The sequence below is a fragment of the Telluria sp. AZSoR62 genome (genome assembly GCF_058111565.1).
On record NZ_JBYTST010000010.1, the window covers coordinates 34,553 to 61,317 of the forward strand.

Sequence of the window (26,765 nt, forward strand, 5' to 3'; positions counted from 1 at the left end):
TCTCGATCCATTCAATTCTGGTCAATCGCATGTTAGTTATTTTGTTCCGTGCACTTTCGGTATTTCCATTGCCGTTCTTGCACGCCCTTGGATCGGGCCTCGGCTGGCTCGTCTATTCCCTTTCCCCTTCCTACCGTCGCCGCTTGCGCGCCAACCTGGCGCAAGCGGGCTACGAAGGCCAGCTGAACGCGGCCGTGGCCGAATCCGGCAAGGCCATCATCGAGCTTGCCTTCGTATGGTGCGCCCAGCCCGAGCGCGTGGCGCGCCATGCGCGGGTGGAAAACTGGAATCTGGTGCAGGAACGCCTCGATGCCGGCCGCGGCATCGTCTTCCTGACCCCGCACCTGGGCTGCTTCGAGATGACGGCCCAGCAGATTGCCCTGAAGACCGCGCTGACGGTCATGTACCGCCCGCCGCGCAAGAGCGCTTTGAAACCCCTGGTCGAAGGCGCGCGCGCCCGCCACAACCTGCACCTGGCGCCCGCGACGCTCAGCGGCGTGCGCATCCTGGCCAAGACCCTGAAGGGCGGCCAGCCGATCGGCCTGCTGCCCGACCAGGTGCCGCAGGAAGGCGAAGGCGCATGGGCGCCGTGGTTCGGCCGCAGCGCCTATACGATGACCCTGCCCGCCAAGCTGGCGCAGCTGGGCAAGGCCGACATCCTGCTGGTGTATGCCGAGCGCCTGCCGCGCGGCAAGGGCTACGTCGTGCGTTTCGTGCCCTTCGACGGCGATTTGTCGGGCACCGCCAGCGAACAGGCGGCCCAGATCAACCGCGCCATGGAGCAGCTGATCGCACGCGCTCCAGCCCAGTATTTCTGGAGCTACAACCGCTACAAGCAGCCCGATGGCGTGGCTGGCCCGGAGAGCGAGGCCTCGGCATGAGAATCTTGCTCGGTTTCATGTGGCTGCTGCACTTCCTGCCGCTGCCGATCCTGGCCCGTCTGGGTGAAGCGGTCGGCAGCCTGATGTTCCTGATCATGGGCAAGCGCCGCCGCATTGCCCTGACCAATTTGCGCCTGTGCTTCCCGGAGAAATCCGACGCCGAGCGCCATGCGATCGCGAAGCAGCATTTCCGCGCCTACGCGCGCAGCATCTTCGAGCGCTCGCTCCTGTGGTGGGCGCCGGAAGCGCGCGTGCGCAGCTATATCCAGGTCGAGCCGGCAGTGCCGCAGGCGGCGATGGAAGCCGGCCCGACCATCCTGCTGTGCCCGCACTTCGTCTGCCTGGACGTGGCCGGCGTGGCGGCGCGCGTGATCCCGGTCTGCAGCATGTACGTGCCACAGAAGAATGCCGCTTTCGACAAGCTGCTGCGCCATGGCCGCGAACGCTACGGCCCGGTGCGCCTGGTGACGCGCAAGGAAGGCATCAAGCCCATCCTGCGCGCGCTGCGCGACGGCCTGCCGTATTTCATGCTGCCGGACATGGACTTCGGCGAAAAGGATGCCGAGTTCGTGCCCTTCTTCGGCATCCCGGCGGCCACGCTGACCGCGCTGGGACGCATTGCGGCCACCACCGGCGCCAAGGTGATCCCGGTGGTTGCCACCTACCTGCCGAACTACCAGGGCTGGCGCGTGCGTTTCTATCCGGCGTGGGAGAATTACCCGGGCGACGACATGGTCGAAGCGACCCGCCGCATGAACGCCTTTATCGAAGAGCGCGCGCGTGAAACGCCGGCCGAATACTTCTGGACGCATAAGCGCTTCAAGACCCGCCCGGCGGGCGAGTCATCGTTCTACGAGTAAGTTGAACTTAATCGAATTAAAAATAGTTAAGCTGGACTGAATCAGGCTGACATTGCCATGAAACTGAAATTCACCAAGATGCACGGCGCGGGCAACGACTTCATCGTGATCGACGCCATCCACCAGCAGGTCTCGCTCAGCACCGAGCAATGGCGCCGGCTGGCCGACCGCCGCTTCGGCATCGGCGCCGACCAGATCCTGATCGTCGAGCGGCCTACCACCGCAGGCTGCGATTTCCGCTACCGCATCTTCAACAGCGACGGCAGCGAAGTCGAGCAGTGCGGCAATGGCGCCCGCGCCTTTGCCCGTTTCGTCAGCGACAAGGGATTGTCGACCGAGCGCAGCATCCGCGTCGAGACCATGAAAGGCATCATCGCGCCCCGGCTCGAGACGGACGGCAGCGTGACGGTGGACATGGGCGCCCCCAGGCTGGAGCCAGGCGAGGTGCCCTTCGACAGCGCCGGCCTGGGCGGCTGGTCCGAGGGAGAGGACACGGCCTGGCCGCTGCCGGTGAACGGCAAGACGGTCTTCGTGTCGGTGGTATCGATGGGCAACCCGCACGCGGTGCAGGTGGTCGACGACGTCGACCGCGCGCCGGTCGAGCAGACCGGTCCGCTCATCGAGAAGCACCAGCGTTTTCCGCAACGGGTCAATGCGGGGTATATGCAGGTAGTGGACCGTCACCACATCCGCCTGCGCGTCTACGAGCGCGGGGCCGGCGAGACGCTGGCGTGCGGCACCGGCGCCTGCGCTGCGGTGGTGGCCGGCATCCGCCGCGGCTTGCTGGATACGCCGGTGCGCGTGTCGGCGCGCGGTGGAGAACTGAGCATTGCCTGGGCGGGGGATGGGCAGCCGGTGTATCTCAGCGGGCCGGCAGTCACCGTGTTCGAAGGCGAAGTCGAGATCTGATTCGACGAAGGTGAAATCGGGCCTGATCCGGCAAGGCCAGGTTCGGGCGGCGCCTAGGCCGCCAGCCCCAAATCGGCCGGCTCCTCGTTGCCCTCCTCCCCGTCCTGCGCACCCAGCAGCGTGCGCAAGCGATACAAACGCTGCCGGTAATTGCCTTCCGGCCCGGACGGACCGCAATCGATTCCTTCAAATAGACGCCCGATGCGGTCGAGCACATGGCGCTCCTGCGCCGTGTCGACCAGCACCAGCCGGCGCTTGCTGCGCCCATAGCTGGCGCGGATGTCCACCACCAGGCAATGCCCATGGTCGGCCGCCGCGACGTCGAGCAGCAGCGCCTCGGCGCGCGACAGGCTGAACACCTCGGCCAGCTCCAGCCGCGCCGCCAGCAGCGGGTGCGAGCGGTCCAGGTCGGGACTCCTGGCCAGCAGCTTGCCGGTCTCGAGATAGGCCGGGCTGGATAAGCGCGGCGCGATCTTCTGCAGCAGCACCTGCGCTTCGGCGCAACCCTGGGCAGCCGCCTTCTGCAGCCAGAACACGGCGCGTACATCGTTGTTTTCGTTCTCGCGGCGCGCGCGCCAGGCGATGTTGCCGCACTCGAGCTGGGCTTCGCGGTAGCCCATGTCGGCGGCGCGCTCGAGGTAGCGCTGGGCGTCGCCCACGTTACGCTGCGAAAACTCGGGCTTGACATAGATGCGCGACAGCGCATACCAGGCCTGGGCCAGCCCCTGCTCGCCGGCCAGCGTCAGCCAACGGATCGCCTTCTTGAAGTTGGCGGCGCCGCTGCCGCCGCCGCTAATGCGCCGGCCGTCGATGTCCATGCGGGCGCAGCGCAAGCCCATCGCCAGCTGGGCATGGCGGTCGTGCTCGGCCGCGGCGAGCTCCCAGAAGCACAGCGGCTCGCCGAGCTCCAAGGCAGCGCCCGATGGGCCGGCCACGCCGCCGCCGGATGCGCCGCCGTCGAGCAGGCGCGCCACCCGCGACAGCAGGGCGATGCCGCCCGGAGCCAGGCGGTGCACGCCATGCTGGGCGGCAGCTGCCCGTACGAGGGCGCGCGCCAGCGGCAGGGCACGAGTGAGGTAATCGCCGCGCTGGCCGCTCTTCCAGGCCTGGTCGAGCACCGCGTATTGGGCTGCGGCGATGCCGTTGTCCGCGGCGCGCTTGAGCCAGCCCTGGGACGGGGCCTGCCCTGCAGCAGCGCCCGAACCCGCGGCAGGGGCCTGCGCCGGGGCCGCATGCTGGCGCGCCAGCAGCCATTGGGCTTCGGGAAAGCCGGCGCGCGCCGCGTCTTCGAGGGCGCGCAGCGCCTTGGCGCGGTCGGGCGCGTCGGGGCGGCCTGTTGCTGCGTCATTGAATATTAACTGGGCGAATACCAGCCCGGCGTGCACGCTGCCGTCGTCATAGGCGCGCTCGTACCAGGGTGCCAGTGCCTGGGCGCTGGCCTGGGCCAGTTCGAGCGGGATGTGGTTGCCGATCAGCTGCCAGGCTTGCCGGCAGTCTTGCCGGGCAGCGCGCTCGAGCCAGTGCAGCGCGGTAGGCAGGCTCTGCGGCAAACCTGCGCTGCCGAACAGGTAGAGCTTGCCCAACTCGAGCTGGGCGGCGGCCTGGCCGGCGCGTGCGTTGCGGATGATCGCCAGTTCTTCGCGGTTAGCCATCGTTACGTTTCATGGGTGAAGGTCGGCCAGCGCGGCAATGACGGCGAGGCTGCGATCGCAAGAGGACGCGAACGCCTCCGTGGATAGTTGCCAATATACAAGAAACCGTACTTTTCCGTCTCTACGCACTGAATGTGAGCAGAGTCTAAGCCGCCCCCGGCTTCGATCCGATTCAATCCCGGGCTTCCTTGAGGAGGCGCAAACCGCCGAGTTAGCGAACTGGTCGGTAATAGGGCTTGAATTGTGACATCCGGCATTTAGCGCGTTTCAAAAATACAACAACACAATTGGATTTATTGGCTTTCCACCAAGTGCCGCCGTCATAATTGACCAAACCGATAACCTTGACCACTCAAGCAACTAAGGTTCAGGTTGTCCGGGCATTCAGCATCCGCGTCTCGATGCCATGGATGACCGAGATTGATTAATAAAAGGAATAGAAACAATGAAGTACTCCCTCATGGCCGTCGCACTGTTCGGCGCATTCGCCGGCGCGGCACACGCCCAAACCGCTGTCCAGATCTACGGCACCGTCGACGCTGGCGTCATCAAGCGTAGCGGCCAGTCCCTGAACATCGGCAAGCGTGCCTCCAATACCCTCGGCTTCAAAGGGACCGAAGATCTGGGCAATGGCCTCAAGGCACTGTTCCAGCTGGAAATGCGTTACGAGCCGGACACCGGTACCACTGAAATCGGCGGCAACGGCAGCCAGCGTCCGCTGTTCCAGGGCCAGTCGCGCGTCGGCCTGCAGGGCGATTTCGGCATCGTCCGTATCGGCCGCGGCCTGACCCCGTTCCATGAAACCATCGGCGCCTTCGATCCCTTCCACGCCTCGCCGAGCCCGGCCGGCTTCTGGACCGACCTGACCGTCGCCGGCTATACCTCGCAGCCGCTGGACGTGGCGGGCTACTCGAACAACCGCTTCTCGAACGCTGCCTGGTACAACTCGCCGATCGTCAGCGGCTTCCAGCTGAACACTGCGATCGCCACCAAGGAAAGCAGCGGCGGCCCGGCCGTCGTCGGCCGCGGCACCGTGACCAATCCGCAATACCCGGCCGGCGCCGAAGCTTCGGCCAACCCGTTCTCGATCAGCGGCACCTACAACAACGGTCCGGCCGCCGTAATGGCTGCCTACGAGCGCAATGCCATCGAATCGAAGGTCTGGTCGGTCGGCGCATCGTTCGCCGCGACCCCGGAACTGAAGCTGATGGGCACCTATACCGAGCAGGACCAGGAGCACAACCGCATCGCCAACGCCAACACCAAGGCATGGGTGCTGGGCGCGAACTACACCATGGGCCCGGGCAAAGTGCTGGCTGGTTATGGCCAGAAGGACACCGACGGCCTGCAGAAGGTCAAGCAGCTGTCGCTGGGCTACGAATACAGCCTGTCCAAGCGCACCTACCTGTACGTGGACGCGTCGCGCAAGAAGGGCATGAACGCCGTCCAGTCGACCGTCAACCACTACGACGTCGGCGTGAACCACTCGTTCTAAGCTGAATCGGCCCGATGCGGGCAAAAGGGGCGGACATGGGCAACCATGTCCGCCCCTGTCACTTCATCGGTAAATACAACAAATTTGTAGTTTTTAAGCAACGCCAGCAACCGCGCACGCATGACCTGTGTCCTGAATCTGTACAGTGCGCTGTAGCAATGGCATATTGGCAAATCGAGTAACTAAACGCTCGTTCGCAAATAACATTGGAGATGCAATGAAGAAGAGTATTCTGGCCGCGCTGCTCGGCACCTGTTTCGCAACCTCGGCATTCGCGCAGTCCAGCGTGCAAATCTACGGCATCGCCGACGCAGGCGTGATGTTCCAGAAGGGCGGCCCGACCAAGATCTTTAGCGGCGGCGCCGACGGCTCGCGCATCGGTTTCAAGGGCACCGAAGACATCGGCAACGGCTTCAAGGCCGTCTTCAACCTGGAAGCGCGCGTCGAACTCGACACCGGCACCCAGCAGCCGACCCTGATGAACGACAATCCAGGCGTCTACCTGCTCAAGGGCATGGATGCGATCCCGGTCGCGATCCGCTCGCGCCTGCAGTCGCTGCTGCAGCCGGTCAACGGCCCGGCCGTCAACCAGGAACGCGCACTGTTCGACCGTACCGCGATGGTTGGCCTGATCACCCCGGTCGGCGCAGTCCTGCTCGGCCGCATGTACACCCCTGGCTATGAAGTCTTCAACAAGGCCGACGTCTTCGAGTCCGGCACTGCCGGCACCTGGGGCCACATCACCGGCGGCACCGCCGGCTTCACCGCGCTGGGCGCCGACATCCGCTCGCAGGAAGCCGTCCAGTACCGCATCGCCCTGCCGAACGGCATCGGCGGCTCGCTGATGTACGGTCCGAAGGGTTCGGGCTACCTCGGCCGCTACAACAAGTTCCGCGCCGGCGCGCTGACCTATCAGGCCAACGGCTTCGACGTCGGCGTCGGCTACAACCACGGCTACGACCAGCAAGACCGTCCGAGCCTGCGCACCACCACCGTGGGCGGTTCGTACACGATGAACCAGTTCAAGTTCTTCGCCGGTTTCCACAGCCAGCGCAACATGAACTCGGCCCTGCTGGCCGACTACATCGGCGGCTGGGATGCAGGCGTGGCCCCGGTGCTGACCCAGCAAGGCGTGCCGGCGGCTAACCAGGCGGCGCTGCGCAACATCTTCGTCACCAACATCACCCGCAACACCCGGATCGACGCCAAGAGCTACCAGATCGGCGGACACTACAACCTGGGCAGCGGCCGCATCATGGCATCGTACGCGCACCAGAACGACCGCATGACCTCGGACAGCGACGCCGACCTGTTCGCACTGGGCTACGACCACTTCCTGTCGAAGCGCACCGACCTGTACACCGTCGCCGCGGTCATCCGCAACCAGAACGACGGCCAGTACTCGCCAGGCACCTCGGGTAACCCGGGCGGCTTCACCAAGCGTCCAGGCGAAGACGGCCGCGCCCTGCAGATCGGCATCCGTCACCGCTTCTAAGAGTTTTTACTCTTGGCAAAAAAGACGCCTCCGGGCGTCTTTTTTTATGTCCGTCGGCTCCCTAGCCTCAGGTAAAATGACCGCCGGATTCCTTTACCTTCGACCTTATTCATGACCACTGACACGCTCGACGCCAACGCCGTTGTCCAATACCTGCTCGACCATCCGCAGTTCTTCGAGGAGCATGCCGGCCTGCTGGGCGAAGTCAAACTGTCGAGCCCGCTGACCGGACGCGCCGTGTCGCTGCAGGAGCGCCAGATGGAAGTCATGCGCGGCAAATACCGCGTGCTGGAACTGCGCCTGGCCGAACTGACCCGCCGCGCCGAAGAAAACCACGCGATCGCCAACCGTTTCCATGCCTGGAACCAGGCCCTGCTGACCTCTGGCGGCGGCGCCGCCATGGCGCGCGAGCTGGCCGACGCGCTGCGCACCGAATTCATGGTGCCGCAAGTGACCCTGCGCATGTGGGACCTGGCGCCCGAGCATGCCGACGCCTGGTTCACCCAGGGCGTATCGAGCGACGCCCGCCTGTTCTCGGCTGGCCTGCGCGCGCCCTACTGCGGCCTGAACAACGACTTCGAAGCGGTGCGCTGGCTCGACGACCCGGCCGCCGTCCGTTCGATCGTCCTGCTGCCCTTGAGCAGCGACGGCAAGTGCTTCGGCCTCCTGGTGCTGGGGGCGCCCGATGCCGACCGTTTCACCGCGACCATGGCGACCGATTTCCTGGTCCACATTGCCGCTACCGCCAGCACCGCGCTGGCGCCGCTGCGCGCCTGATGTCATGACTGCGGCGCCGGAACAGTCGCACAACGATTGGCCGGCGCGCTATCTCGGCGAGCTGGCCACCCAGCGCCAGCTCTCGCCGCACACGGTCGCCGCCTACCGGCGCGACTTGCTCGAGCTCGCCACCCTGGCCGGCCACGCCGACTGGCCGCGCCTGACCCACCACGACATCCGCCGCTTCGCCGCCAGGCTGCATGCCGGCGGCCAGTCGGCGCGTTCGATCGCACGCAAGCTATCCGGCTGGCGCGGCTTCTACGAATGGCTGGCGCGCCAGGTGGCATTGGCGGCCAACCCGGTCGACGGCGTGCGCGCCCCGCGCCGTCCGAAAACCCTGCCCAAGGCGCTGTCGGTCGACGATGCCGTGCAGCTGATGGAAGCCAACGCCCACGGCCACCCGGAACCGGCCGAGCTGTGCGACCGCGCCATGTTCGAATTGCTGTACTCGAGCGGCCTGCGGGTATCGGAACTGGTCAGCCTCGACCTGGTCTACCAGGAAGCCGGCAATGGACAGCCCGCCTCGCTCGGCTGGCTCGACTTGGCGGCCGGCGAAGTCGTGGTCACCGGCAAGGGCCGGCGCATGCGGCGGGTGCCGGTCGGCGCCCAGGCGCGCACGGCCCTGGCGGCCTGGCTGGCGGTGCGTCCGCCTGCGCGCGACGGCAGCGCCGCACTGTTCCTGTCCGCGCGCGCAGCCCGCATCACGCCGCGCGTGGTGCAGAATCGCCTCAAAGGGCATGCGCTGCGCGCCGGCATGCCGGTGAACGTGCACCCGCACGTGCTGCGCCATTCGTTTGCCTCGCACCTGCTGCAATCTTCGGGCGACCTGCGCGCGGTGCAGGAATTGCTCGGCCACGCCAGCATCACCTCGACCCAAATCTATACTTCGCTCGACTTCCAGCACCTGTCCGCCGTCTACGACCGGGCCCATCCGCGTGCAAAGAGCAAATAAGGTTCACTCAACCGTTCAGCTTTGGCGTTGGATATGAGCTGCGTCAAGACGCCGCACGGTTGATGGTGATGTGACACGAAATCCGGCATAATCGCCCGATTCTCGGCCCCGATGCGGGCCCAACCAGATATGTGGCGACCATGGATCCAATTCCCAGCACCATCCTCACCGGCTTCCTCGGTGCCGGCAAGACCACCCTCCTCAACCGCATCCTGCATGAGGACCACGGCCTGCGCATTGCCGTCATCGAGAACGAATTCGGGCAGGAAAACATCGACAACGAGATCCTGGTGCGCGATACCGGCGAGCAGATCGTCGAGATGAACAATGGCTGCATCTGCTGCACCGTGCGCGGCGACCTGATCGTGGCGCTGAACAGCCTGGCGCAGAAACGCGCCGCCGGCGAGATCAGTTTCGACCGCGTGGTCATCGAAACCACCGGCCTGGCCAATCCGGGCCCGGTGGCGCAGACCTTCTTCGTGGACGAAGAAGTGGGCGCTAACTACATGCTCGATGCTGTGGTAACCGTCGTCGATGCCCGCCATGCCATGGATCAGCTCGACCAGCACGAGGAAGCCCAGCGCCAGGTCGGTTTCGCCGACAAGATCCTGTTGTCGAAAACCGACCTGGTCGACGCCGCCGCGGTCGATGCCCTGAAAGCGCGCCTGCGCCGCATCAACCCGCGTGCGCCGATCACCACGAGCGACTTCGGCCGCGCGCCGATCTCGGACGTGCTCGACCTGCGCGGTTTCAACCTGAACGACAAGCTGGAACTCGATCCGGACTTCCTGCGCACCGAAGAAGCGCACGCCCACGATCATGACCACGACCACGAGCATGGCGAACACTGCGCCCACGACCACGTGCACAGCGCAGCCTGCACCACCCACGACCATCACCACAGCCACCACACCGACGACATTGCCGCCTTCGTCTTCAAGAACGAGCGCGCCTTCGACCCCGAGCGCCTTGATCAATTTTTGGGCAGCATGGTGCAGGTCTTCGGCCCGCAAATGCTGCGCTATAAAGGCGTGCTGTCGATGGCCGGCGCCGAGCGCAAGGTGGTTTTCCAAGGCGTGCATCAAATCATGGGCAGTGACCTCGGCGCAAAGTGGGGCGAGGATGAAAGCCGCAGCAGCAAAATGGTGTTTATTGGTAAAAATTTACCAAAAGACGTATTTATCCGCGGACTCGAACAGTGTTTGGTATAAACTACATCAGTTTTGCGGGCAGGCCCGGGCCCGCCTGACGACCTGCCACGACGATGTCCGGCAGGCCGGGCGACAGCGCCAGCAGCATGGCGCCAGGCGCATCCGGGCACCCGTCCCACCCACCGTTTTTCAGGGTCGGGGCAGGCAGCGAAGGACGGCGGTCGCCGTCCGGGCAGCAGCCTCACGGTCACCGTGTTGCAAGGTGTTAATGCTGAGTTTGCTGCTAAAATGAAAACCTCTGTCGTATCGAAGGCATCATGACTAAAACAACGAAACCGAATACCGCCGCGCAGCTCGAAGAACGCCTTCTGACGGAAGATGAAATTCGGGCGATGGGCGACGACGACTACATGAATCCGGCCCAGCTGGCGTTCTTCCGCAACCGGCTCCAGGAGCTGGAAAAGGAACTGCTGAAAAACGCCGGAGAAACCACCGAGCACCTGCGCGAAACCGTCCTGGTCCCCGACCCGGCCGACCGTGCGACCATCGAAGAAGAGCACGCGCTCGAACTGCGCACCCGCGACCGCGAACGCAAGCTGCTCAAAAAGGTCCAGCAGTCGCTGCAATCGATCGACGCCGGCGAATACGGCTGGTGCGAAGAGACCGGCGAGCCAATCGGCATCCCGCGCCTGATCGCGCGCCCGACCGCGACCCTGTCGCTGGAAGCCCAGCAGCGCCGCGAACTCAAGCAAAAGCTCTACGGCGACTGACCTGCCCCTTCCCTACCCAAAAAAGCATGCTCCGCAAGGCGCATGCTTTTTTCTTTTATGCGCCCCGGGTCTCGGGTGCGGTCATTTCGTTTCCCATCGGATACACTAGCGTGTCCTGAACCAGGCCTGGCAGCACAAGGCAGCGTGCGCGCAGCACACGCCGGGCGCAGCCGTGCTACCGTCATGCACGTTCGGGACTTGTTCATTTAACCACTGGCGATCCGATGGGCCTGTTCTCCTTCCTGAAGAAAAAGAACGACGCGCCTGGCGAGGCTCTCCTTGCCACGCCCGACACGCGCCTGCGTGCCGGCGAGCCCTCGCGCCTGCTCAGTGAAGCCGAGCGCGAGCGCCAGCGCGAAATCGCGCGCGCCACTGCCGCCAAGATCGACGAGATCGAACTGGCGATGGCGTCCGACATCTTCAACGACGAGCCGGCCTGGGGCAGCGCCGTGCGCCGTCCGGCCGCCGCCCCGGCCAGCCCTGCACCCGACGCTTCGAATGACGCGCCGGAGCCGGCCGTGGACGACGAGACGCCCGAAGCCGCGGCCTTGCCGGCCAGCGCCCCGGCCGTCGAGGAAAGCGCCATCCTGTATGCCAACGGCCAGGCCGCGCTGGCCGAGCAAGTCTTGCGCGAGAGCCTGGAGGGCTTCGGGCAAATCGAGCGGCTGCCCTGGTGGATGCTGTTCGATCTCTACCAGGCTACCGGGCGCGAAGCCGAGTTCGAAAGCATCGCCATCGATTACGCCAGCCGTTTCGAAACCTCGCCGCCGGCGTGGCAGCCCTTGATGCCGGCCTCGGCGCCGGCCCAGGTGGCCGGCATCGCGGCGTCCGAATCCTTCGGCCCCGTGCTCGATGCCGGCATTGCGCCGCGCCTGCAGCGCCTGCTCGCATCGACGTCGCCGCTGGTGCGGATCGACGTCGGCGCCGTGCGCAGCAGCGATGCCGAAGGCTGTGCCCAGCTGCTGGCGGCCCTGCAGACGCTGCGCCGGGATGGGCGCGAACTGGTGCTGGCCGGCGCCGACACCCTGCTCGCGACCTTGCGCCCGATGCTGGTCGTCGGCGAGCGCAGCGCGGGCGAAGCGCCCTGGCTGCTGCTGCTGGAACTGCTGCTCCTGCTGGGCCGTGAAAAGGATTTCGAGGAATCGGCCATGGACTATTGCGTCACCTTCGAGGTGTCGCCGCCCTCCTTCGAGGCGCCGCAACACGTGACCACCGCCGCCCCGGCGCCGGCCGCCGGCGACCGCTTCCTGCTGCCGCCGCTTGCCACCGGCAACTGCGCGCCGCTGTTCGAGGCGATCGACGCCTATGCCGAGGGGCGCGAACTGCTGGTGCTGGACTGCTCGCGGCTGGCGCGCATGGACTACGCCTGCGCGACCGCGCTCCAGGGCCACCTGCGTCTCCACACCCTGCAAGGCCGCCGCGTCGAGTTGCGCGAGCTGAACCACCTGGCCGCGGCACTGCTGCGCCTGCTGGGCTATGGCGAGAACGGCGGTATCCGGCTGTATCCGCACCGATATTGATGCGCTTCACAGGCTGTCAGGCGATATTGTCGAGAAACGACTGAAGCAGTCGGATCGCGTGTTCGACAGGGCCGGGATGCGACCTCGTCATCTGCGCGATGAACTTTTCTCTTTTCCTATCGTTGGCTAGCACACCGATAACTTGACGCCGGGCGTCCTGGACGATATCGCGGCTGGCATCACGTCCAAGAAGCGCCGCACCTGCCAGTTCGACGTCATAAGCGTAGTGTTCCAGCAGGTCGATTGCTTCGTCGTATAACCTGTCTTGCTGACCGACCTCGTGCTAGCTTCGCAGGATCAGAAGGACGTCGGACGGATGCTTGTCACGATCAGGGCCATCGTTCCAGGCCAATATCTTAAGAATAACCATGGCCGGCAGGGACACGACCTTGACTTGCGCCACCTCGTCAAGGATGCGGATCAGTGCGAGCAGCGTACGTGGGAGGGGCCGGTCAGGCATGACTTTCAACGTGCTCACAGATATCCTTTCGCAGGATGCTGGCTGCTTCCATGCTCCGTTGATCGCCAGTACCGATCAGGTCTGCATACACCAATGCGTCTGGGACCCATGAAAAAATCGGCAGTTCGACAGTGTTCCAGAATATCTCGACCAGTTCAATTGGCCCCTCCGGATCGGCACGCAGCTTGAATTCCTGAACAAGGGTTCGCAAGGCCGATGGATCGCGAAAGTCTATATAGAGTGTCAGCGCACCCGGTTTGATTCCCAAGCCGCGGGCGGCGGCCGCAGCTTCCCCGCCTGGTATCAGCTCGCGGAATTTGGGCGTGACCCTATCGCGCAGTTGCGCTATCGGAATAGGCGCACTCATCCTGATCTTTTTGAGTTTGGGACGAATTCTTCCCAGATAACCTTCTGTCCATACATCGAGCCATCGCTGCGGCATCGCTAATAAGCGTTGTCCCGTCCTTGAACTTGTGATGAGCCCCATTCCTTCGAGCATGCGCAAGGCAATACCGGCGGCGCCGTGGGAGATGGATGCAATCTCCGCAATGTTGCGCACATTGCTGTTCAGGATGCCGGGGCGTGTCAGGATAGCAAATACCAGACGCAGTGCTGCGGGAGTCAATCCGCGGTTAACTGAAGGCAGGTTTCCGGCCTGGTCCTTGACTCCGGAGACGAACACGAAGAGCCCAGGTTGACGCAAGAAACAGTTCCCGGCATGGTCAATAAACTGAATCCCAAGCTCGCGGCAATGCGTGGCCATTGTCCTGCTGAGGGAGCGTGTAATGAGTACCGCGCCGGCATGCCGGGCTTTGAAGGTGACAATCTGATCGCGGCGATCGACCTCATGCTTGACCTCATAAGACAGTTCGTACGTGCGCCCTTCCTCTCCCGTGATGGAAAGATGGGCGTCGAGCGCTTCATTTTTCGCAGTCGGGCCAGCAGCAACCATACCTGTCACCTGATGGAGGGCATCGATCGCTTTCGCTACTGAAGAAACGTCATATTCTGTCGACATGGTTACCAGGGCTGTCCAATTTTTTATAAAGTCCACGAAATGTGGACATTTTCGTATATCGGACAATGTCCAATAATAAGTCAATGTCCACGTATCGTGAACAACGAAAAATTATAGACAGCCGCTCTCTTCAGACGTCGGCAATTAACGTTGAGCTCATCTTGCAATTTTATGCACCCACCCCATCTGCGGGATGCTAGACAACCACGAGGCTAAAAATGGAACAATTTCACGGCACCACCATCGTCAGCGTCCGGCGCGGCAGCCAGGTCGCGCTCGGCGGCGATGGCCAGGTCACCCTGGGCAATGTCGTCATGAAGGGCTCGGCGCGCAAGGTGCGTACCCTGTACAACGGCAAGGTCCTGTGCGGCTTTGCCGGCGCCACCGCCGACGCCTTCACCCTGCTGGACCGCTTCGAAGGCAAGCTGGAAAAACACCAGGGCAACCTGCTGCGCGCCTCGGTCGAGCTGGCCAAGGACTGGCGCACCGACCGCATGCTCAGCAAGCTCGAGGCGATGCTGCTGGTGGCCGACCGTGAAGTCACCCTGATCCTGACCGGCAATGGCGACGTGCTCGAACCGGAAGACGGCCTGGGCGCAATCGGCTCGGGCGGCGTATACGCCCAGTCCGCTGCCAAGGCGCTGTACGAGAACACCGACATGTCGCCCGCCGAGGTGGTGAAAAAAGCGCTGACGATTGCCGGCGAGCTGTGCATCTACACCAATATGTCCCACATCATCGAGACCCTGGAATGAACCAGTCCCCCATCATGAACATGACGCCGCCGGAAATCGTTTCGGAACTGGACAAGCACGTGGTCGGCCAGGGCAAGGCCAAGCGCGCGGTCGCCATCGCGCTGCGCAACCGCTGGCGCCGCCAGCAGGTGGCCGAGCCGCTGCGCCACGAGATCACCCCGAAGAACATCCTCATGATCGGTCCGACCGGCGTGGGCAAGACCGAGATCGCGCGCCGCCTGGCCAAGCTGGCCGACGCGCCCTTCATCAAGATCGAAGCCACCAAGTTCACCGAGGTCGGCTATGTCGGCCGCGACGTCGACACCATCATCCGCGACCTGATCGACATCGGCGTGAAGCAGACCCGCCTCAGCGAGCAGAAGAAGGTGCGCCAGCGCGCCGAAGATGCCGCCGAAGACCGCGTGATCGACATCCTGGTGCCGCCGGCGCGCGACTTCGGCTTCAACACCACGGCCAACGCCGACGGCAAGGAAGGCGACACCACCCGCCAGACCTTCCGCAAGCGCCTGCGCGAAGGCGCGCTCGACGACCGCGAGATCGAGATCGACGTGGCCGACGTGGCGCCGCAGATGGAAATCATGGCGCCGCCGGGCATGGAAGAAATGACCGAGCAGATCAAGTCGATGTTCGCCGGCGTGGGCAGCGCCCGCAAGAAGCCGCGCAAGATGAAGATCAAGGATGCGATGAAGCTGCTGGTGGACGAGGAGGCCGCCAAGCTGGTCAACGAGGACGAGCTCAAGCAGAAGGCGATTGCCAACGTCGAGCAGAACGGCATCGTCTTCCTCGACGAGATCGACAAGATCGCCACCCGTTCCGAGCACGGCGGCGCCGACGTCTCGCGCGCCGGCGTGCAGCGCGACCTGCTGCCGCTGGTCGAGGGCACGACCGTGAACACCAAGTACGGCATGATCAAGACCGACCACATCCTGTTCATCGCTTCCGGGGCCTTTCACCTGGCAAAACCGTCCGACCTGATCCCGGAACTGCAGGGCCGCTTCCCGATCCGGGTCGAGCTCGAATCGCTGTCGATCGAGGATTTCAAGAGCATCCTGACCTCGACCGACGCCAGCCTGACCAAGCAGTACGAGGCGCTCCTGGCGACCGAAGGCGTGACCGTCGACTTTACGCCGGAGGGCATCCACCGCCTGGCCGAGATCGCGTTCTCGGTCAACGAGCGCACCGAGAACATCGGCGCGCGCCGCCTGTACACGGTGATGGAAAAGCTGCTCGAGGAAGTCTCGTTCACCGCCGGCGCCGAACAGGCGCAGGTCGTGACGATCGATGCTGCCTATGTCAACGACCGGCTCGACAAGCTCGCGGTGAACGAGGACCTGTCGCGCTACGTGCTGTAATTTTTCCAGGAGAGGAGACGGCGATGGCAAACAAGGCATTGGCAACGCGGCAGAAGATGCGGCTGCGGATCGAGCCTTCCCAGCAATCACTCAAGCCGCGCAACCCGATCGCGGCGCTGGCCAAGGCCAGGTCCGCGGGTGCGCACGCCAAGCCGCTCTCGAGCGAGCGCCAGCAGGCCAAGCGTGCGCTCAAGCAGGTCAAGCTGGTGCCGGACGACGACTGAGCCGCATTTTCCCTTCCGTTTGAATCCCCTTGGCGGGCCGCGTATGCGTGCCCGCCTTTTTTATATCCACCCGGCTACTTCGGGGTCAGGTCTGACATTCGGACACGGCCTCAACCGTGGTAAGGCTGGGCTCGTGTCCGAATGTCAGACCTGACCCCGGTTGTGTTTTTTGCTGTTGAAGGTTGTGGGCGGATGGTCCTGCGCTGCGTTGGCAGAATCTGCCCGCCCCGCGGTATTGCCTGGCGCATGATTCGCGGTTACAGTCAGCCGTCACCCATCCATGACAGGACAGCCATGAGTTCACCCGAGCTGGTACTCGACGTGCTGCGCGCGGAATTGCGCGCGGCCAGCATCACTTACAAGGAACTGGCAAACCGCATCGGCGTGAGTGAATCGAGCGTCAAGCGCCTGTTCGGGCAGAAGGACATGGCCTTGTCGCGGCTGGCGCAGATCTGCCAGGTGACCGGCATCGCGCTGGAAGATGTACTGCGGCGCGCGGCCGATGCGCGGCCGCAGGCGGATGCCCTGACCCTGCCCCAGGAAACCTCGCTGGTGGCCAACCCGCGCCTGCTGCTGATGGCGATCTGCTGCCTCGGGCACTGGAGCCTGGAGCAGGTGATCGAAACCTATCGCCTGACCGAACCTGAATGCATCACCCTGCTGTCCCAGCTCGACCGGCTGGGGCTGATCGAGCTCAAGCCCCTGAACCGCTACAGCCTGCGCGTCTCGAATGCCTTCCGCTGGCTGCCGGACGGGCCGGTGCAGCGTTATTTCCGCGAGCATGTGGTGGAAGATTATTTCGCGGGCAGGTTCGACCGGCCTGGCGAAACGCTGATGTGCCTGCCGGCGCGGCTGTCGGCGGCGAGCGCCCTGGAGTTGGGGCAGAAGATCGAGCAGCTGGCCGGGGAACTGGCGCGCCTGCACCGCAACGACCGGCGCCTGCCTGCCGACGAGCGCGAAGGCTTCACGCTGCTGCTGGGTTTCAGGTCCTGGGAGTTCGCCGCGTTTACGGCCTTGCGGCGGGGCTAGCAACAAGAGGCGCGGGCTGCGGCTGGGAGCCGTATTCCCAGCTCCAGGGCATGCCCGTCTCTCCCAGCACGCGCGCCACGATCCCGGGGAAGAGCCGCTCGGCCCGCACGTCGTTGGCCAGCAGGACCACGCAGCGGCGGCCCCGCTCGATACACACCAGCATGTTGCCGGTCGTGTCGTTGTGCCCGCCCTTGAAGAAGCCCGGACCCTGCGGCCCCGTAAACGTCACCACGCCCAGCGCGGCGCTCAAGCTCGGATGACGGCCGGCCGGCGGCAATTCCGGCTGCAGCGAGGGAAACTGGGTGGCGGTCGTGATCGGCAGTTGCGGGCGCAGCATCTCGGCGCGCCCGCCGGGGGACAAGCCTTCGCCGCGCATGAAGCCGGCGGCAAAGCGGGCCATGTCGCGGATGGTCGTATCCATGGAACCGGCCGCGCGCACGCGGCTGCGCTCGTCGTGCGGCTCGGTTTTTCCTTTGGCATCCCAGCCATCGGCCAGGTTGGCGGCAAAATCGGGCCGCCACATCATGCTGGTGCGCTGCATGCCGAAACGGTCGAACACGCGGCGCTGCATCTCGGCCCCGAGCGTCAAGCCCAGCCCCCGCTCGAGCACGAACTGCAGCAGGATCAGGCCTTCTCCGGAATAGGCATAGCGCGCGCCGGGATCGAAATGCATGCGCAGCCGGCGGTCCGGTTCCACGAAAGCGAAATTGGCGAAGCCCGCCGAATGGGTGAGCAGGATGCGCGGGGTGAGCTTGCGCCAGCGCGGCTCGCCCGCCAGATGGCTCCAGGGGCCGTAGCCCGGTTCGTCCGGATAGTCCGGCAAGGGCTTGGCCAGGTAGCGCGCGATCGGTTCGTCCAGCCCCAGCTTGCCCTCTTCCACCAGTTGCATGACCGTATAGGCGAATACCATTTTCGTCAGCGAAGCGCCGTACATGACGGTGTCCGGCGTCAAGGGCTGCCCCGCCGCGTTGCGCAGGCCCCAGCTGGCCGTGTAGGCGACCTGGCCGTTATCGATGACGGCCAGGGCCAGTCCCTGCACCCCGGCTTGCGCCATCGCGCTGCGGACATGGCCATCGATAGTCGCGGGAACGGGCCGGGTGTCGCTGCCGGAGGCCGGTGCATGGAACAAGGCGGCGCAGGCGAGGATAGTCAGGGCAAGGCGCATGCTGGAGTTCTCCTGATCAAAATGCACAAGGCAGCATCGATGGCGGCCTTGGGCGTCACTGCACCTGCGAGGGCTGTCCCACCGGGCTGTTGACCGAACGGGTCGGCGGCGGCATCTGCACCTGGTTCGGAGGCGGCGGCTGCTGCGCGCCCTGGGGCGGGGCATCGGGGGAGGCGTTGGCCGGATCGGCAGGATCGGGCGCCGGGGGAGTGTCGGGCAGCGGCGGGCCGGGGCCGCGGCCGACCGGCGCGCCGGCCGCCATGCCTGGCGGCGCGGACACGGCGCCGGGCGAAGTCTGCGGCTCGACGCCCGGGGGCGGGGCCACCGCCACCGGCTGCGGGCCAGGTGGCGGCATCATGGCGCCGCCGCCTTGGGATGCACCGCTGGCCTGGGCCAGGTCGACCCGCTTCATGATGCCGCCCTCGGACAGCATCACATAGCGCGGATGCACTTCGGCCACTGTCACGCCCGGCACGATTTCGCGGCCGATGCGCACCGCTTTCGGGGGCGAGCCTTCGGCCACCAGGATCACGGCGCTGTCGCGGCCGGCCGAGACGACGCCGGTGAGCTGGTAGTTGGAAATTGCGACGACGGTGGGCTGGCCGCCGAACAGCGAGGCCGCCGCGTCCGGGCTCGGCTCGGCCTGGGCCACCACCGGCGGCGGGGCCAGCGGACGCTGCGCGGGCTTGTACAGCTGCAGGAACCAGTAGGCGATCGACACCGCCAGCAGGATCAGCGCGAGCAGGGTAAAGAGTAAGGGCAAACGCTTGTTCATCAGTTTCCTTGCGTGGAGTTCCAGCTCACTGCACCAGCTGATTGATTTCGATAATCGGCATCAGGACCGCCAGCACGATCAAGAGCACCACCAGGCCCATGGCGAGGATCAGCACCGGCTCGAGCAGGCCGGCGATGGTCAGGGTGCGACGCTCGAGGTCGGCCTGCTGCGAATTGGCCGCGCGCTCGAGCATGGACGGCAGTTCGCCGGTGATTTCACCGGCGCGGATCATGTGCACCAGCATCGGCGGGAACAGCTTCTGCGCCGACAGGGCGCGCGCCAGGCTCACGCCTTCGCGCACGCTGGCCGTCGCCTGCTCGACCAGCTCGGCCATGGCCACGTTCGACAGCGTGTCGCGGCTGGTTTCCAGCGCGCGCAGGATCGGCACGCCCGAACCGGTGGTGATCGCCAGGGTGCTGGCGAAGCGCGCGGTGTTCAGGCTGCGCTCGAACTTGCCATAAACGGGCGCGGTCAGCAGCCAGGTGTGCCAGCGGCGCTTCAAATCGGGATTGCGCAGCGCGCGCCGCCACATCCAGAACGCCGCGGCGAGCAGGATGCCGACATAGATGCCGTAGTCGCGCACGAAGTCCGACACGGCCAGCATCATCGTGGTGAGCAGCGGCAGCTTTTGCTTGGTATTGGCGAACACCGAGACGATCTGCGGCACCACATAGGTGAGCAGGAAGATCACGATGGCAAAGGCGACCACGGTGACGATGGCCGGATAGGTAAAGGCCAGGCGTACCTTCTGCACCAGCGCGTTGCGGCGCTCGATGTAGTCGGCCAGGCGCGAGAGCACGCGCGAAAGCTGGCCGATCTGCTCGCCGGACGAGACCAGCGCCCGGTAGATCTCGGCGAAGTCGCGCGGGTGGCGCGACAGCGCGCTGGAAAACGCCGAGCCGCCGATGACTTCCGAGCGGATCGAGGCAATCAGGTCGCGCACATAGGGGCGCTCGGCCTGTTCCAGCAGGGCGGTAAACGCTTGCTCGAGCGGCAAGCCGGCCTCTAACAAGCTGGCCAGCTGGCGCGTGAACAGCGCCAGCTCGACCTGCGACAGGCGCTCGCCGAAGCCGCGCGACTTGGCCACGCCGGCATCATCCAACTGGGCGGCGATCAGCTCGACGCTCAGGGGCGTGAGGCCCTGCGTGCGCAGGTCGGAACGCGCCGAGCGCGGGTTGTCGGCGTTGACCACACCCTTGCGGGTGCTGCCGGCGGCGTCGACGGCTTCGTAGCGGAAGGCGGGCATCCGTCAGTCCTTGGTCACGCGCACCAGCTCGGCGCGTGTCGTGGTGCCGTCCGCCAGCCAGCGCTCGCCATCCTCGCGCATCATCTTCATGCCGGTTTTTTGCGCGGCGGCGCGGATGTCGGCTTCGGACGCCTGGTTGTGGATCTGGGCGCGGATTTCCTCGGTGGTTTCCAGCAGCTCGTAGACGCCGACCCGGCCGTGGTAGCCGGTGTGGCCGCAGCGCTCGCAGCCGACCGCATGCCAGCCGGTGGCATCCTGCACCTTGCACTGCGAGCAGAGTTTGCGCACCAGGCGCTGGGCCATCACGCCCAGCAGGGACGAAGACAGCAGGAACGGCTCGATGCCCATGTCCAGCAGGCGGGTCACGGCCGAGGCCGCGTCGTTGGTGTGCAGGGTCGCCAGCACCAGGTGGCCGGTGAGCGAGGCCTGCACCGCGATCTGCGCGGTTTCCAGGTCGCGGATCTCGCCGATCATGATCACGTCCGGGTCCTGGCGCAGGATCGCGCGCAGGGCCTTGGCGAAGGTCATGTCGATGCGGGCATTGACCTGGGTCTGGCCGACGCCGTTGAGGTCGTACTCGATCGGGTCTTCCACCGTCATGATGTTGGTCGTCGCCGCGTTCAGGCGCGACAGCGCGGCGTACAGGGTGGTGGTTTTACCCGAACCGGTCGGGCCGGTGACCAGCACGATGCCGTGCGGCTGGTTGATCAGGCGGTCGAACTGCGGCAGCATGTCCGGCGCCATGCCGAGGTGGCTCAGGTCCAGGCGCCCGGCTTCCTTGTCGAGCAGACGCAGCACGGCGCGTTCGCCGTGGCCGGTGGGGAGGGTCGAGACGCGCACGTCGACGGGTTTGCCGCCGATGCGCAGCGTGATGCGGCCGTCCTGCGGCAGGCGCTTCTCGGCGATGTCGAGCTGCGACATGATCTTAATACGCGAGATCAGCGAGGCGTGGATGGCTTTCTTCGGGCGCACGATGTCGCGCAGCGCACCGTCGACTCGGAAGCGCACGACGGAGGTCTGCTCGAACGGTTCGATGTGGATGTCGGATGCGCCTTCGCGCAGCGACTGCGTCAGCAGCGCATTGATCATGCGGATCACCGGCGCGTCGTCGGAGGATTCCAGCAGGTCTTCGATGGCCGGCACGTCCTGCAGCAGCCGGGTGAGGTCGAGGTCGGCATCGAACTCGTCCACCACCTGCGACGCGTCGCCGCCGGCGCCGGCATAGGCCTTGGCGATGGCAGCGTCGAGCTCGTCGCGCTCCAGGCGGCGCAGGGCGATGCGCCCGAAGCGGCGCGAGACCTCGGCGATCGCGGCTGGGGCGGTGGAGCCGGAGACCAGCACTTCGATGGCCTGGGCCGCGTCGTCGCTGCTACGCGCCAGCACGCCGTGGTCACGGGCAAAGGCGTAAGGCAACAGATTGTTCATGGTCGCTTTATTTCTGGTTCGATGGCGCGGCCGGACGGAACTGCGAGCCCGGACGCTGCTGGGGCTGCGCCTGCTGGCCTTGCGGAACAGGCTGGCCGCTGGCCGCGCCCGGCGCGCTGCCGGCCGCCGGAGTCGTCTGCACCGGCGTGGTCGCCATCGCGCCGCCGGTCGGCGGCTGGCCATTGGTCAGCGGCGGCAGCAGCGGTGCGCCCAGGTCGCGCATCAGGACCGATTCCTGCTGCGTCTGGCCGGCGGCGCCGACGCCGCGCATGTATTCGTAACGGTCCATTGCCAGGGAAGCCGAGGCCTCCTTGCTGCGCACCACTACCGGGCGCAGGAACACCATCAGGTTGGTCTTGGTGCGGTTGCGGCTGCGGTACTTGAACAGGTTGCCCAGCACCGGAATGTCGCCGAGGCCGCGTACTTTCTCCTCGCCATCGCCCTCGGTGTCTTCGATCAGGCCGCCGAGCACGACGATCTGGCCATCGTCGGCCAGCACATTGGTTTCGATCGCACGCACGTTCGTGGTCACGCCCGAGGCCAGGGTACGGGTGGACGTGTCCACGCTCGAATTCTCGTGGTAGATCGCCATCTTGATGGTACCCCCTTCCGAGATCTGCGGGCGCACTTTGAGCAGCAGGCCGACATCCTTGCGGTCGATGGTCTGGAACGGGTTCGAGCTGCCGCTGGTGCCGGTCGTGAACGAGCCGGTGATGATCGGCACATTCTGGCCGACCTTGATGGTGGCCAGCTCGTTGTCGAGGGTGATCATGTTCGGCGTGGACAGGATGTTGGCATTGCCGTCGTTCTCGAGGAAACGCGCCACCGCGCCCAGGCCGAGGTTGCCGGCCACCTGGCGGAACAGGCCGATCGACAACCCGCCCGGCAGGCTCGGAATCGAGTCGCCCGACAGGCCGCTGGTGGCGGCCGCGGCCAGGTTGACGATGTTGCTGTTGCCGTTGGTGGCAAACGACTGCAGGCCGCCGATGCGGTACTTGCTGTCGGAGTCGCCGCTGGCGCCGACCCATTGCACGCCGAATTCCGAGGCCTTGTTGGAGGTGACTTCGACCACCAGCGCCTCGATGTACACCTGGGCGCGGCGCACGTCGAGCATGTCGATCACGCTGCGCAGGTTGCGGTAGATCGCGTCCGGGGCGGTGATGATCAGGCTGTTGGTCGAGGCATCGGCCTGGATGAAGCCCGAGCCCTGGCCGCCGCCGGCGCCGCTGGCGGTCTGCTGGCTCTGCTGGCCGAAGGAATTGCCGGTGCCGCCCATGCCCACGCTGCTCTGCTGGCCCTGCTGGCCGCCGAGGCCGCCCTGCCCGCCCCCGCCGCCGGCGGAGCTACCGGACTGGATCGAGCCGCCGGAAGTGCCCTGCTGCTGCACCGGCACCGCCGAGGCGTCTTGCGACACCACGGCGCGCAGGGTCTGGGCCACGCGGCTGGCGTCGGCGTTCTTCAGGTAGACGACGTGGATATTGCCTTGCGCCGAGGTCTGGGCGTCGAGGCGCGCGATCAGCGCCTTGGCCAGGTTGGCGCGCGCCTGCGAAGGCGCACGCACCACCACCGAATTGGTGCGCGGGTCGGGCAGCACGCTCACGCGGCCCGAATCGCCGCCGGCCGCCGGTTCCATCAGGCGGCTCACGAGTGCGGCGATGTCGCTGGCGATGGCGTTGCGGATCGGGATCACGTCGAGATCGGCCGCCACCGGGGTGTCGAGCGCGCCGATGATCTTGGCCAGGCGGCGCAGGTTGTCGGCGTAGTCGGTGATGACCAGGGTGTTGTTGCCCGGGTTCGCCATGATGGAATTGTTCGGCGAAATCAGGGGACGCAGCACGGCCGTGAGATTCGCGGCCGACTCGTAGGACAGGTAGAACACCTGGGTCGCGATCTGGTCGCCGGTGGCCTTGCTGGCGCGCACGCCGCCGACCTGGGTCGGCGAGGACTGGGCCTTGGCTTCGGCTTCCGGCACCACCTTGGCGTAGCCGTCGCCGCTGGTGACCACGGCATAGCCCTGCAGGCGCAGCGTCGAGGTCAGCAGGCCGAAGGCCTGGGTCTTGCTGAGCGATTTTTCCGACACCAGGGTGATCGTGCCCTTCACGCGCGGGTCGATGATGAAGGTCATGCCGGTGTAGTGGCCGACGGCCTTGATCACCGACTCGATGTCGGCGTTCACGAAGCTCAGCGCCGCGGCGTTCGCACTATCCTGAGCCCAGGCCGGCGCCGGCGGCAGCACGGCCGCCGCGGCGCAGCACAGCATGGCTCCGGCTGCCAGGCGGCGCAGCGCAGGGAAACGGAAGGTGGTGCGGGTAATTGTTTTCATTATCTGAACTCGAGTGCGATTATGTTTTTGCCGTTCACCATACGACGCTGGCCCAGCAGGTTGAGCATATTGCCCAGCGTCGCTTCGTATCCTTCGGCGGCCGAGGCCTCGCCGGAAAAGCGCAGGCGGCCGTTTTGCAGCATACCGGAGCCCGACAGTAAAAGCGCACCGCGCACGGTACGCAAATTCAGGTCGGCCGCGTTGCCGCGCCAGTTGAATGCCATTTCATAGCTGCCCAGCGGCTTGATCGGCGACATGCGCGAGCCCATGTCCGACAGGGTCAGCACGGTGCGGCCCTGGACGGCGACCGCGTTCGGCTGGCGCAGCAGGTCGAGCGTGTTCCAGACCAGCCGGATGGTGCCGGAGGGCGCCAGCGTGTTAAGCGGCGCGCCGAGCCCCGCCAGGCCTTCGGCCGGCAGCAGTAATTCACCGCTGCTCACCTGCCATTGCGACCAGCTGCCTTCGATGCGTACCGGGCGCACCAGCGCCTGCGGGTTTTCCAGCGTCATGCTGACCTGGCCGAACAGCACCAGCGGCGACAGGCGCCAGGCAAATCGCCCCGGCAGCAGCGGCGTGACCGCCCCGCCCTGTCCCGGCGCCCCGCCCACGAAGGCTGAGCCGTTCCAGAGCGTACCTTGCGCATCCCCGATAGTCAAACGCCCGGCGGTCTGCCGTTCCACGACCGGGCCCAGCCACGAAGCGGGCAGGAAAGCCAGTACCGTGACCAGCACGGCCAGCGCCGTCGGCACCAGCCACAGGAAGAAACGCTTCATTGGGCCGCGCCATTGTTCTGGCGCAGCGTCAGCGTGGCATCGACTTGCCCCACGGCCGCCAGGGCCGTGAAGGCGGCATCTTGCACTTGCACCCGGTTCTCGCGCCGCTGGGCGTCCAGCCAGGACACCAGGTTGGCGAAGGAGACGCCATTGAACTGGACCTTGGCGTATTCGCCGGTCATGGTAATGGAGCCGGCCGTCAGGCCGCGCTGGCCCATGCTCGCCAGCAGGGCTTCGCGCGTCATGGGCGGCGCGGGCGGCGCCGGGTTGGCGGCCACGGTGGAGGCTTCGGCGGCCAGGGTCTGCAGCTGGGCGGCCTGCTGGCGCAGCTCCGGCAGCGCGCGGCGCAGGGTGTCGCGCCCTTCGAGGGCCGGGGCCAGCAGCAGCGCGTAGACCAGCGCGACCAGGACCACGGCGGCGCCGATGGCGAGGAACTTGCGTTCCTGCTCGGTGCGGGCCAGCCAGTAGGCCAGCGCGCGTTCGCGCACGGCGCCGAATCGGGCGCCGACCTGCGCGCCAATGTTTGCTGCTGCCGTCATTGCGGGGCTCCAGTAGTCAAGCCGGTGCTGCGGATCACCCAGGTGGCGGGCGCGGTTTCTTCGATGCTCATGCGGCGCGCGCCGAGGGTGGCGCGTAGCTGGTTCAGGGAAGCCGGGTCGACCGTTTCGGGTTTGACGCGCACGGTCAGCGCGCGTTCGCGGAACTCCATTGACGCAATCCCGGGTGGACGCCCGAGACCGCGTACCGCTTCGCCGAACACGCCCGCGATCCAGCCGAACTCGTCGGTGCCGACCTGGCCGCCGGCCAGCTTGGCGCGCGCGATGTTCTGGCGCATCTGCGCCACCGGATCGATCACCGGCTGGTTCGGATAGGCGCTGCGGAAGGTCTGGGCCATTTCCTGGCGCACCGCATCGGCTTCGCGCTTCAGGCGCAGCCACTCGATGTTGACGCCGATGATGTTGACCACGACCGCGGCCAGCGCCAGGCGGATCGGCCAGCGCCAGCGGCTCCAGTCGCGCTGGGCGACACCGGCCGTGCCCAGGCCCGGCACCAGGTCCAGGGTCGAGGTCTTCGATCCGGCGACCCAGTGCTCCCACGCATCGGCTTCCAGCGTGACGCCTGGACCGGCGTCGACCAGCAGCGCCTGGTATTCGCCGAGCTGCTCGTGCGGCACGTACAGCACCATGGGCGCGTCGCCGGACAGCGCGCGCGCCGTCTGCAGCGCGGCTTCCGGGTTGCCGTCGAGCGCCAGGCCGATGCCTTCGTACTGTCCCTGGCGCAGCAGCAATTCGCCGTGGCCGATGGCGGCGCTCACGCTCCCCGGCAGCAGGGGCAGGCACAGCTGCGAGGGCATGGCGGCGACGGCGCGTGCACCCATGCCGAGCAAGGCCTTCACCATCTGCTCGAGCCAGCTGCGGTGCACCACGCCGACCGCGCGGCGGCCGTCGGGCAAGGCGGGACCGGCGACCAGCACGCAGTCGAGCGGGTCGCCCAGGATCTGTTCTTCGACCAGGCCAGGCAGGGCCGCACGCAGGCGCGCGGCGCTCAGGGGTGGGGCCTGGACCGCCAGCAGGGTGACGTCGGCGCCGGCCAGCAGCAGCACCACGCGGCGGCTGGCGGCGACCACGTCGGCCAGGTTGCGCAGGGGGCCTTCGCCCTGCTGCTCGATGGCGCCGGTGTCGGATACCAGGGCAAAGCGGCACAGCGCGCCTTCGCCCTCTGCCCGGGCCGGGTGCCGGATATATAAAGTAGTCAAAC

General features: G+C 66.0%; 24 protein-coding genes. 14 read left to right on the forward strand and 10 right to left on the reverse strand.

Going from position 1 to position 26,765, the window contains the following annotated elements:
• Nucleotides 1-29 precede the first annotated feature (29 nt).
• Genes AC3XQU_RS16055 through dapF form a run of 3 tightly spaced genes read left to right on the forward strand, consistent with a single transcriptional unit; the run spans nt 30 to nt 2,650 of the window.
• Nucleotides 30-881: a lysophospholipid acyltransferase family protein gene (locus AC3XQU_RS16055; RefSeq protein WP_489875166.1), complete on the forward strand. Its 852-nt coding sequence runs from the start codon at nt 30-32 to the stop codon at nt 879-881.
• A complete protein-coding gene (locus AC3XQU_RS16060; RefSeq protein ID WP_489875167.1) occupies nt 878-1,741 on the forward strand; it encodes an LpxL/LpxP family acyltransferase in 864 nt (287 codons plus the stop codon). The genes AC3XQU_RS16055 and AC3XQU_RS16060 overlap by 4 nt, the downstream gene beginning before the upstream one ends.
• A 57-nt stretch (nt 1,742-1,798) precedes the next feature.
• Nucleotides 1,799-2,650, forward strand: coding sequence for a diaminopimelate epimerase (gene dapF, locus AC3XQU_RS16065; RefSeq protein ID WP_489875168.1), 852 nt, complete (start codon nt 1,799-1,801; stop codon nt 2,648-2,650).
• Nucleotides 2,651-2,703: 53 nt separating this feature from the next.
• Here the strand turns inward: dapF and AC3XQU_RS16070 are convergent, their stop codons facing one another.
• Nucleotides 2,704-4,302: a tetratricopeptide repeat protein gene (locus tag AC3XQU_RS16070; protein WP_489875169.1), complete on the reverse strand. Its 1,599-nt coding sequence runs from the start codon at nt 4,300-4,302 to the stop codon at nt 2,704-2,706.
• A gap of 445 nt (nt 4,303-4,747) precedes the next feature.
• Between AC3XQU_RS16070 and AC3XQU_RS16075 the strand changes: the two genes are divergently transcribed.
• The 7 genes from AC3XQU_RS16075 (at nt 4,748) to AC3XQU_RS16105 (ending at nt 12,462) form a co-directional block, all read left to right on the forward strand.
• Nucleotides 4,748-5,797 (forward strand): porin, encoded by a 1,050-nt coding sequence (locus AC3XQU_RS16075; RefSeq protein ID WP_489875170.1) that lies wholly within the window; start codon nt 4,748-4,750, stop codon nt 5,795-5,797.
• Between the two features lie 217 nt (nt 5,798-6,014).
• Entirely contained in the window at nt 6,015-7,292 is a 1,278-nt protein-coding gene (locus AC3XQU_RS16080; RefSeq protein WP_489875171.1) for a porin, read from the forward strand.
• 111 nt (nt 7,293-7,403) lie between these two features.
• Nucleotides 7,404-8,069, forward strand: coding sequence for a DUF484 family protein (locus AC3XQU_RS16085; protein WP_489875172.1), 666 nt, complete (start codon nt 7,404-7,406; stop codon nt 8,067-8,069).
• Nucleotides 8,070-8,073: 4 nt separating this feature from the next.
• Nucleotides 8,074-9,021: a tyrosine recombinase XerC gene (gene xerC / locus AC3XQU_RS16090; protein WP_489875173.1), complete on the forward strand. Its 948-nt coding sequence runs from the start codon at nt 8,074-8,076 to the stop codon at nt 9,019-9,021.
• A gap of 140 nt (nt 9,022-9,161) precedes the next feature.
• A complete protein-coding gene (locus tag AC3XQU_RS16095; RefSeq protein ID WP_489875174.1) occupies nt 9,162-10,232 on the forward strand; it encodes a CobW family GTP-binding protein in 1,071 nt (356 codons plus the stop codon).
• A gap of 257 nt (nt 10,233-10,489) precedes the next feature.
• Nucleotides 10,490-10,942, forward strand: a complete 453-nt coding sequence (dksA, locus tag AC3XQU_RS16100; RefSeq protein ID WP_489875175.1) for an RNA polymerase-binding protein DksA — start codon at nt 10,490-10,492, stop codon at nt 10,940-10,942.
• Between the two features lie 224 nt (nt 10,943-11,166).
• On the forward strand, nt 11,167-12,462 hold the full coding sequence (locus tag AC3XQU_RS16105) for an STAS domain-containing protein (RefSeq protein ID WP_489875176.1): 1,296 nt from the start codon (nt 11,167-11,169) through the stop codon (nt 12,460-12,462).
• A 452-nt stretch (nt 12,463-12,914) separates the two neighbouring features.
• Here AC3XQU_RS16105 and AC3XQU_RS16110 read toward each other — a convergent pair whose 3' ends face one another.
• Complete coding sequence (locus tag AC3XQU_RS16110; RefSeq protein WP_489875177.1) at nt 12,915-13,940, reverse strand: type IV toxin-antitoxin system AbiEi family antitoxin; 1,026 nt, start codon at nt 13,938-13,940, stop codon at nt 12,915-12,917.
• A gap of 218 nt (nt 13,941-14,158) precedes the next feature.
• On the opposite strand from AC3XQU_RS16110, the gene hslV reads away from it, so the two are divergent.
• The 4 genes from hslV (at nt 14,159) to AC3XQU_RS16130 (ending at nt 17,300) form a co-directional block, all read left to right on the forward strand.
• Entirely contained in the window at nt 14,159-14,695 is a 537-nt protein-coding gene (gene hslV, locus AC3XQU_RS16115; RefSeq protein WP_489875178.1) for an ATP-dependent protease subunit HslV, read from the forward strand.
• A 14-nt stretch (nt 14,696-14,709) separates the two neighbouring features.
• Nucleotides 14,710-16,047 (forward strand): ATP-dependent protease ATPase subunit HslU, encoded by a 1,338-nt coding sequence (gene hslU / locus AC3XQU_RS16120; protein WP_489875328.1) that lies wholly within the window; start codon nt 14,710-14,712, stop codon nt 16,045-16,047.
• A 23-nt stretch (nt 16,048-16,070) separates the two neighbouring features.
• On the forward strand, nt 16,071-16,271 hold the full coding sequence (locus AC3XQU_RS16125) for a hypothetical protein (RefSeq protein WP_489875179.1): 201 nt from the start codon (nt 16,071-16,073) through the stop codon (nt 16,269-16,271).
• A gap of 294 nt (nt 16,272-16,565) precedes the next feature.
• The gene (locus AC3XQU_RS16130) at nt 16,566-17,300 is read left to right on the forward strand and encodes a helix-turn-helix domain-containing protein (protein WP_489875180.1); all 735 of its coding nucleotides are present in this window, start codon (nt 16,566-16,568) and stop codon (nt 17,298-17,300) included.
• On the opposite strand, the gene AC3XQU_RS16135 is transcribed toward AC3XQU_RS16130, so the two are convergent.
• From AC3XQU_RS16135 to gspL, 8 genes are read right to left on the reverse strand one after another with little or no spacing between them, the layout of a single operon-like run.
• Nucleotides 17,278-18,465, reverse strand: a complete 1,188-nt coding sequence (locus AC3XQU_RS16135) for a serine hydrolase domain-containing protein (protein WP_489875181.1) — start codon at nt 18,463-18,465, stop codon at nt 17,278-17,280. The two genes, AC3XQU_RS16130 and AC3XQU_RS16135, sit on opposite strands and share 23 nt — an antisense overlap.
• 55 nt (nt 18,466-18,520) lie before the next feature.
• Nucleotides 18,521-19,240 (reverse strand): hypothetical protein, encoded by a 720-nt coding sequence (locus AC3XQU_RS16140; RefSeq protein WP_489875182.1) that lies wholly within the window; start codon nt 19,238-19,240, stop codon nt 18,521-18,523.
• A 25-nt stretch (nt 19,241-19,265) separates the two neighbouring features.
• Nucleotides 19,266-20,486 carry a type II secretion system inner membrane protein GspF gene (gspF, locus tag AC3XQU_RS16145; protein ID WP_489875183.1) on the reverse strand — a complete coding sequence of 407 codons (1,221 nt, stop codon included), beginning with the start codon at nt 20,484-20,486 and terminating at the stop codon, nt 19,266-19,268.
• Between the two features lie 3 nt (nt 20,487-20,489).
• Nucleotides 20,490-21,911, reverse strand: a complete 1,422-nt coding sequence (gspE, locus tag AC3XQU_RS16150; RefSeq protein ID WP_489875184.1) for a type II secretion system ATPase GspE — start codon at nt 21,909-21,911, stop codon at nt 20,490-20,492.
• A 7-nt stretch (nt 21,912-21,918) separates the two neighbouring features.
• Nucleotides 21,919-24,234 (reverse strand): type II secretion system secretin GspD, encoded by a 2,316-nt coding sequence (gene gspD, locus AC3XQU_RS16155; RefSeq protein ID WP_489875185.1) that lies wholly within the window; start codon nt 24,232-24,234, stop codon nt 21,919-21,921.
• Nucleotides 24,234-25,007, reverse strand: a complete 774-nt coding sequence (gspN, locus tag AC3XQU_RS16160) for a type II secretion system protein N (RefSeq protein WP_489875186.1) — start codon at nt 25,005-25,007, stop codon at nt 24,234-24,236. The genes gspD and gspN overlap by 1 nt, the downstream gene beginning before the upstream one ends.
• On the reverse strand, nt 25,004-25,546 hold the full coding sequence (locus AC3XQU_RS16165; RefSeq protein WP_489875187.1) for a type II secretion system protein M: 543 nt from the start codon (nt 25,544-25,546) through the stop codon (nt 25,004-25,006). The genes gspN and AC3XQU_RS16165 overlap by 4 nt, the downstream gene beginning before the upstream one ends.
• Nucleotides 25,543-26,763, reverse strand: a complete 1,221-nt coding sequence (gene gspL, locus AC3XQU_RS16170) for a type II secretion system protein GspL (protein ID WP_489875188.1) — start codon at nt 26,761-26,763, stop codon at nt 25,543-25,545. The genes AC3XQU_RS16165 and gspL overlap by 4 nt, the downstream gene beginning before the upstream one ends.
• Between the last annotated feature and the right edge of the window lie 2 nt (nt 26,764-26,765).